Here is a 7,138-nt window from a genome sequence, read left to right as displayed (position 1 = left end):
TTTTTTGATCATAACTTCAATATCTATTACAACTCGTATCAATATCTAAATCAATATGTCAAACTTATTAGTTGTTAGTTTGTAGTTTATAGTTCGTAGTTACTATTAACAATAAACGAAACACTGGCAACAAACGACTTAAGGTGGTTATAGCGACGGGGCTCACCTCTTACCATTCCGAACAGAGTAGTTAAGCCCGTTAGCGCCAATGGTACTACAATCGTGGGAGAGTAGGTCGCCGCCTTCCTTTGAAAACCCTTCACTAATCAGTGAAGGGTTTTTTGTTTGTATAAAATATTCTTGATACTAAAAATTCTTCACATATTACCAAATTGACAAAATAAGGCTTTGATATTAGGAATAGCTAAAATTAAAGCGTTGTTTTTTAGGTTTTTAGCCTACTTTTTTGCCGTAGTTATTCTTAAATTACTTATCAAAATTATAAGCACAATTTGATATGGGCAAAGAACTTGTTAATCGTCGACAATGGCTTCAAAATGGTCTTTTAGCTATGGGAGGGATAGCATTAGCTCCTACATCCGTTTGGGGAGAAGTTGTAAAACAGGCACAACAGAACAATCAGCGTTTTTTATTTCAAAATTCATATTTCGATGAATTTACACCACCAGAGTTCCCTGATTTAAACACAGTGAAGGCACGTTTAGTTTGGAATGAAAATCCTTATGGCCCTTCTAAAAAGGCAATGGATGCTTTTCAGTCCGCTGTATTTAAAGGAAACCATTATTCTTGGATGCAATTAAATGACCTTATTGGTAAAATTGCCAAGAAAGAAGGTGTACAACGCGATCAATTAATGATGGGTCCTGGATCTTCGGATTTATTAGAGAAGACATCACTGGTTTTGTTTCAAGAAGGGGGTAATATTGTCAGTGCGGATCCAAGCTATATGTCTATGGTAAGTGTGGCCAAAGCAGTAGGAGGACAATGGAAATCAATTCCACTGACCCCAGATTATCAACACGACCTTGATGCTATGGGGGCAGCGATAGACAAGGATACAAAATTAGTCTATATCACTAATCCTAATAATCCAACCGCTACAATAACAGATACCAAAAAACTTAAAGAATTTTGTAGTAAAATATCTGAAAAAGTACCTGTTTTTATTGATGAAGCGTATTTAGAATTTACCGAAGGGGGAATGGAGAATAGTATGGTTTCCTTAGTAGCAGAGGGTAAGAACGTTATTGTGTCTCGTACATTTTCTAAGATACATGGTATGGCAGGATTGCGTATTGGATACATCGCTGGTAGTACTTCATTATTAGAAAAAATAAAAAAAATAACCAGAGGAGGGATGGGAATTACAGGTCCATCAATTGCTGCAGCTAGCGCTAGTATGGATGACAAGGTGTTTTTATCTTCTTGCAAGCAAAAGCTTGTAGCAGCAAGAAATTATACTGCTGAATTCTTAAAAGATTTGGGGATAGTATGTATGCCTTCGCAAACTAACTTTATTATTTTCCCCATACCGATGGAAGGAGATGCCTTTTTGGAGGAAATCTATAAACGTAAGATAGTGGTCAGAGCCTTTAAGTTTTGGGATAAAAATTGGTGTCGTGTAAGTATTGGAACTATGGATGAAATGAAAGTCTTTACCTCGGCCATTTCCGAAATCTTAGTGTAACTATGGAGTCTACCATCCAAAAAACTGTAGTCTTTGGCATATTTATTCTTTTAGGGTTACTTTTAAAATACAAGTTTACCTCCTCAGCAGAAAAACAAGGTGTTAAGAGAATTATCCTTAATTTAGCCTTACCAGCTACAATTTTTGTTGCTTTAATGGGCGTTACGGTGGATAAAGAACTGTTAGGACTACCGTTTTTGGCACTGGGTATTAATGTTTTTTTGTTTTATGTTTTTCCTTTATTATTTCCGTGTTTTGGCATACAAAAGGGGACAGCATCGTATCGAACATTACGTTTAATGATTCCTTCCCTAGCTCCCGGGCTTTCGTGTTTTCCTTTTATTGCAGAGTTGTTAGGAAAGCACTATTTAGCCAAGGCTGCTATGGCTGATCTAGGTAATAAGGTCTTTGTTTTAATTATTATGTATTGGATTGCTATACGTTGGTATTTTAAACATAATCCTGGGGCTGTAGATGCCTCACGCAATAAATTGACAAGTTTACTTATCGCTCTGGTATCTGAACCAGTAACTATTTTAATACTAATAGCTTTAGGCTTATTAAGTTTTGGTTTTTCTTTCGATACCTTGCCGCCAATTGCACAAGAGGTTTTACGTAAGTTAAGTTTATTAATGACTCCTCTTGTTATGGTGTTTATAGGTTTGTCTGTTAAGATTAAAAAGAAACAGTTGATTCAACTATTTTCAATTTTAATGGCTAGGGCAGGGATGGTTTTATTGTTTTGTGCGCTATGTGTGCAATTAGCTGGATTTACAGTAGCCGAAGAGGCAGTTTGGATAGTAGCGTTTTCGCTAAGTGCTTGTAGTTTTTGGCCTTATGCACATATTGCTTCTATATCGCTTGTGGAACAGGATCGAATAGGTAAGGAAAAGACCTTTAGGTCTGGGTTAGCGGTTAATCTGTTAGCACTTTCATTTCCGTTATCTGCTTTATTGATAGTTGCTGTTATGCTTAATCCTACTTTTATTGCAGTACCTGTGCATATTTTGCTGCTTGGGGTAAGTTGTATTGCTTTAAGTTTTTTTCCGATGGTTATACAATGGCTAAATGGTCTTATTTCAACTGAAATAAAATTTAAATATAAAAAAGTATGGCAGTTGTTATTTAGAGATTAGAGAGGGACTTGTTTTTTTAATTCGTTTCGGTAGGAAGTGTATCTGCATAGCGAGGATCTGGTATGTAATCCTGTTTAGCGATTTTTAGCACTTCAATACTCATAAAACCAAACTCTTTTACAACGGTGCCATAAATTCGATATATTCCTCTTCCCCTCAGGGGATATTTCGCTTGAATAGGCGGAAACAATACAGTGTCAAAAACAGCGCCGTATTGATCCAAGAATGTAGCAAAAGCCATTCGTTTGCCGGTAGTAGTACTTGTGTTTTTTGCAGCAATTAGGTAGCCGTAGATGTCTATTTTTTTATTTAAATAATCGTTTAGTTGCGACGCACGGTGGTTATTAACAGGTTGTGTAGCTAAAATTTCAAAGTAACCACAAAGTGGAAAACCAAAAGCTTCAATCTGCTCAAAAGCGGTTTCTGTTGTGGGTATGGTAAGCTCTGGAAGTTTATAAGAGATGGTTTTTGGTGCAAATAGCCGGGGTTGTATGATTCCGTGATCTGAGGTTTTGTTTATTTTAAAATGCGCTTTCCACAGCAACTCGTGTTTATTTTTTTTTGTGAAGCGAAAGGCATCAATCTTTACCAGGATGCTCAATTGCTCTATGCCTATAGCCACTCTATCCATAAAGTCATCTAGTGATGTAAAACAGCCATGAGTAGCACGTTCTTGGAGAATGAGCTCTGCAGTGTTGTGATCTAAGTTTCTAAGAATTGAGAAGCCTAGAGTTATGGTTCGTTGTTGGATACTGTGCTCATAGTTACTCGTATTGATGCAAGGAGGCAGTACGGTTGCTCCTAGCATGCGAGCTTCGTGTATATACACCTCTGGTCTATAGAAACCGCCACCGTTGTTGAGTGTGGCTACTAAGTATTCTAATGGAAAATAGGCTTTAAGAAATAAGCTTTGATAACTTTCTACCGCATAGGATGCAGAATGTCCTTTAGGAAAGGCATATCCAGCAAAACTGGCAACTTGATTCCAAATTTCAAAAATCAGTGTTTCTTGATAGCCTTCCTTGCGGCAATTATTGATAAATTTATTTTTAACGTCTTTAAATTCTTTTCGGGATCTAAACTTACCACTCATTCCACGTCGTAGTACATCAGCTTCATCCAAACTCAGTTTGGCAAATACGTGAGCGACTTTTATAACATCTTCTTGATACACCATAATGCCGTGAGTTTCGTTCATTAGTTTTAGCATTATAGGGTGTGAGTTTTTTTTGCGTTTGGGATCGTGTTCTCTCAAAATATATTCGCGCATCATCCCGCTTTTTGCTACTCCGGGTCTAATGATTGAGCTCGCAGCAACTAATCCTAAGTAGTTGTCTGTTTTGAGCTTACTAAGCAGCATGCGCATTGCAGGCGATTCTACATAAAAACATGCTAAGCATTTAGCTTCTTTGATCAGTGTATTGATACGAGTATCTTTTTTGAGCTTTTCTATTTGATGAATATCAAAATTGGCTTTTGCGGGTTGATTGTATTTTATAATGCTTATAGCATCTTTAATTTTTGCTAAGCCTCGCTGCCCTAAGATGTCAAACTTATACAGGCCAACGTCTTCTGCGATAATCATATCAAATTGCACGGTAGGAAACCCTTTTGGCGGTAGATCAGTAGCAGCGTAGTAGTGTAAGCTTTTTTCGCTTATTAGGATACCACTGGAGTGTACACTAATATAATTGGGCATTCCTTGTATGAGTTCGCTATACAAAATCACCAGCTTGTGCATATGATCTAGCGTTTGATAGTTATAGTTGCCTTCACTGAGTTTATCAATTTCAAACTTTGGTAACCCAAAGACTTTTCCGATTTCGCGTACAGCTCCTTTATAATGAAAAGTTACATAAGCCCCCATTAGGGCTACGTGCTTAAACTCTGAAAAGATAAATTGTGTTATATCCTGGCGATCTTTCCAGGAAAAATCAATGTCAAAATCAGGTGGACTTGTACGATGGGTGTTAATGAAACGCTCAAAATATAAGTCTAGCTCTATGGGATCAACATCAGTAATCCTAAGTATGTAGGCTACAATACTATTAGCTCCACTACCACGACCTACATAGTAGTAGCCTTTTTTTTGTGCATAGTTGATGATATGCCAATTGATCAAGAAGTAGGATACAAAGTTCATTGTTATAATTAACTTCAGCTCTTTTTCTAAACGTTCGTACACTTGTGTATTTGGTGTTTTATACCGGTAGGTTAGTCCTTGGTAACATAGTTTTTTTAGTAGCTGCTGATCTTTATTTCGATTACCAGTAAATGTTTGTTGGTTTAGTGAAGGTTTGTTTTTTGAAAAGTCAAAATCAATAGTACATTGGTCTAAGATTTTTTTGGTATTGGTAATGATATATTCAAAATCAGAGAAATGAAGTAACAACTCATCGTATGGAATCATTTGCTCTGAAGGGCATGCCTGTTGTTCTTTAGCTAGTTTACTGAGCAATGTGTTATTGTCAATAGCGCGTAGCAGGCGGTGTGCGTTAAAATCCTTTTTGTTTCTAAAGGTTACGGGTTGTAATATAACGAGTTTGTGTTTGTATTGTAATAGCTTAGAAACTCTTAGGTTTGGAATGTTTTTTATGGACACTCCTATGAATTCGTGGTCATAGAAATTAGTTTTTTGGGTAGCAATAACTTGTTCAAAAGGATAAATGATAATACTATTTTTTAGTGGAGGAGCTATAGCGGGAAACTCTTTTTTATTGTGTAAATGTTTAGCGAGTAACTCGTTTAATTCTCGGTAGCCTTCATTGTTTTTAGCTAATCCCACATAGCATGGTTGATGATTGTTTCTAAAATCAATCCCGACTATTGGTTTTACGTTGAATTCTTTGGTTTTTCTAACAAAATTGAGGCAAGCAGAGGTGTTATTGATATCTGTTAGTGCTATGGTTTTAATATTATTTTGAAGCGCTAACTCAAGTAGCGTAACTTCAGAAAAGGTGCCGTAGCGCAGACTATAATAGGTGTGGCAGTTAAGGTACATGAATTGCTATTCTTTTTTTTGAATTTCGTTGATCACTATCGTATTATCATTTTGCATCAGGGATAGTAACGGCATCCTTTTTTACTGGTAAAAAAGATATAGTGGATAGCCCGCCCGGATGCCCTGATTTTTATTATTGTTTTCTATGTGCTAAAACCACAGGAGGTTTACCGTTGAATGGGTTTTGCATTCTGCCTATAGTTTTAGCGCCCATAGATGCTGCTCTGATGATACTGCGGTCGCCATATCGTTCTCTTATGTTGTCCATAGCGGTATATAGGTTTAATTGCTTTTCGTCGTCATCAAATAGGTTTATTTGATAATTACCGGCTACAAGGTGGCTAAAACGCACTCCTATGAGGCGTACTAACAATCTTTTTTGATACAATCGGTCAAATAGATCTTGTACTTTAGGGAGTAAGATATGGTCTGCACTGGTGTACGGGATTTTTAATTGCTTGGTGTAAGTATTGAAATCCGAGTATCGTATTTTTACGGCAATGCAGGCGGTTAATTTGTTACCACGTCTTAGCTGATACGATAAATTTTCGGTCATAGCGGTGAGTATACTTTTTAATCGATACACATCTATGGTGTCGTTGTCAAAAGTCCGCTCTGTTGATATGGATTTTCGCTCAGAAAAGGGGATTACAGGCGTGTTGTCGATTCCGTTAGCTCGTTTCCATATGGTTAACCCATTATAGCCTAAGACGCCTTGCATTACTTCTATAGGCATCTCTTGCACGGTTTTTACTTGTCGTATTCCAAGATTGCGTAATGTTTGATATGTTTTGTCCCCAACCATAGGGATTTTTTTAATGGATAGTGGGGCTAGGAAAGGTTTTTCTGTTCCAAAGTCTATTTTCATCTGATTATTTGGTTTAGCCTCATTAGTAGCCACTTTAGACACTACTTTGTTTTGCGAAAAGCCAAAGGAGATAGGAAGACCAGATTCTTGTATGATTTTTTTGCGGAGTTCTGAGGCGTATTTGTAGGATCCAAAAAAACGGTCCATACCGGTTAGGTCGGCATAAAATTCATCGATACTTGCTTTTTCGAGTACAGGAACGTTTTCTTTGATAATAGCAGTAACCAGGTCAGAGTGTTTACTGTAGGTGCCTGCATTACCTTTAATGACAACTGCTTCGGGGCAGAGTTCTTTAGCAACCTTCATCGGCATGCCTGAGTGTATACCAAAGGCACGTGTTTCATAGCTACACGCTGCTACTACGCCACGATCGCTAATGCCTCCAACTAACAAAGGTTTTTGTTGCAGCTTAGTATTTAGTAGCCGCTCTACAGATACGTAAAAAGTATCTAGATCTAAATGAAGTATTGTTCTCACTCACTACA

General features: G+C 37.3%; 4 protein-coding genes and 1 rRNA gene. 3 read left to right on the top strand and 2 right to left on the bottom strand.

Features of this window, described 5'->3' with window-relative positions:
* The first annotated feature begins 139 nt into the window (after nucleotides 1-139).
* The 3 genes from rrf (at nucleotide 140) to EV197_RS13490 (ending at nucleotide 2,784) form a co-directional block, all read left to right on the top strand.
* Nucleotides 140-247 (top strand): 5S ribosomal RNA (gene rrf, locus EV197_RS13500).
* 210 nt (nucleotides 248-457) lie between these two features.
* Nucleotides 458-1,648, top strand: a complete 1,191-nt coding sequence (locus EV197_RS13495; protein WP_130287321.1) for a pyridoxal phosphate-dependent aminotransferase — start codon at nucleotides 458-460, stop codon at nucleotides 1,646-1,648.
* A 2-nt stretch (nucleotides 1,649-1,650) separates the two neighbouring features.
* Nucleotides 1,651-2,784, top strand: coding sequence for an AEC family transporter (locus EV197_RS13490; protein WP_130287320.1), 1,134 nt, complete (start codon nucleotides 1,651-1,653; stop codon nucleotides 2,782-2,784).
* A gap of 16 nt (nucleotides 2,785-2,800) precedes the next feature.
* Here the strand turns inward: EV197_RS13490 and EV197_RS13485 are convergent, their stop codons facing one another.
* Nucleotides 2,801-5,785 (bottom strand): DNA polymerase III subunit alpha, encoded by a 2,985-nt coding sequence (locus tag EV197_RS13485; protein ID WP_130287319.1) that lies wholly within the window; start codon nucleotides 5,783-5,785, stop codon nucleotides 2,801-2,803.
* 133 nt (nucleotides 5,786-5,918) lie between these two features.
* A complete protein-coding gene (gene dinB / locus EV197_RS13480) occupies nucleotides 5,919-7,130 on the bottom strand; it encodes a DNA polymerase IV (protein ID WP_130287318.1) in 1,212 nt (403 codons plus the stop codon).
* Nucleotides 7,131-7,138 lie beyond the last annotated feature (8 nt).

This window comes from Aquimarina brevivitae (assembly GCF_004216895.1).
GTDB lineage: Bacteria > Bacteroidota > Bacteroidia > Flavobacteriales > Flavobacteriaceae > Aquimarina > Aquimarina brevivitae.
This window is presented reverse-complemented; position numbering and strand designations above follow the sequence as displayed.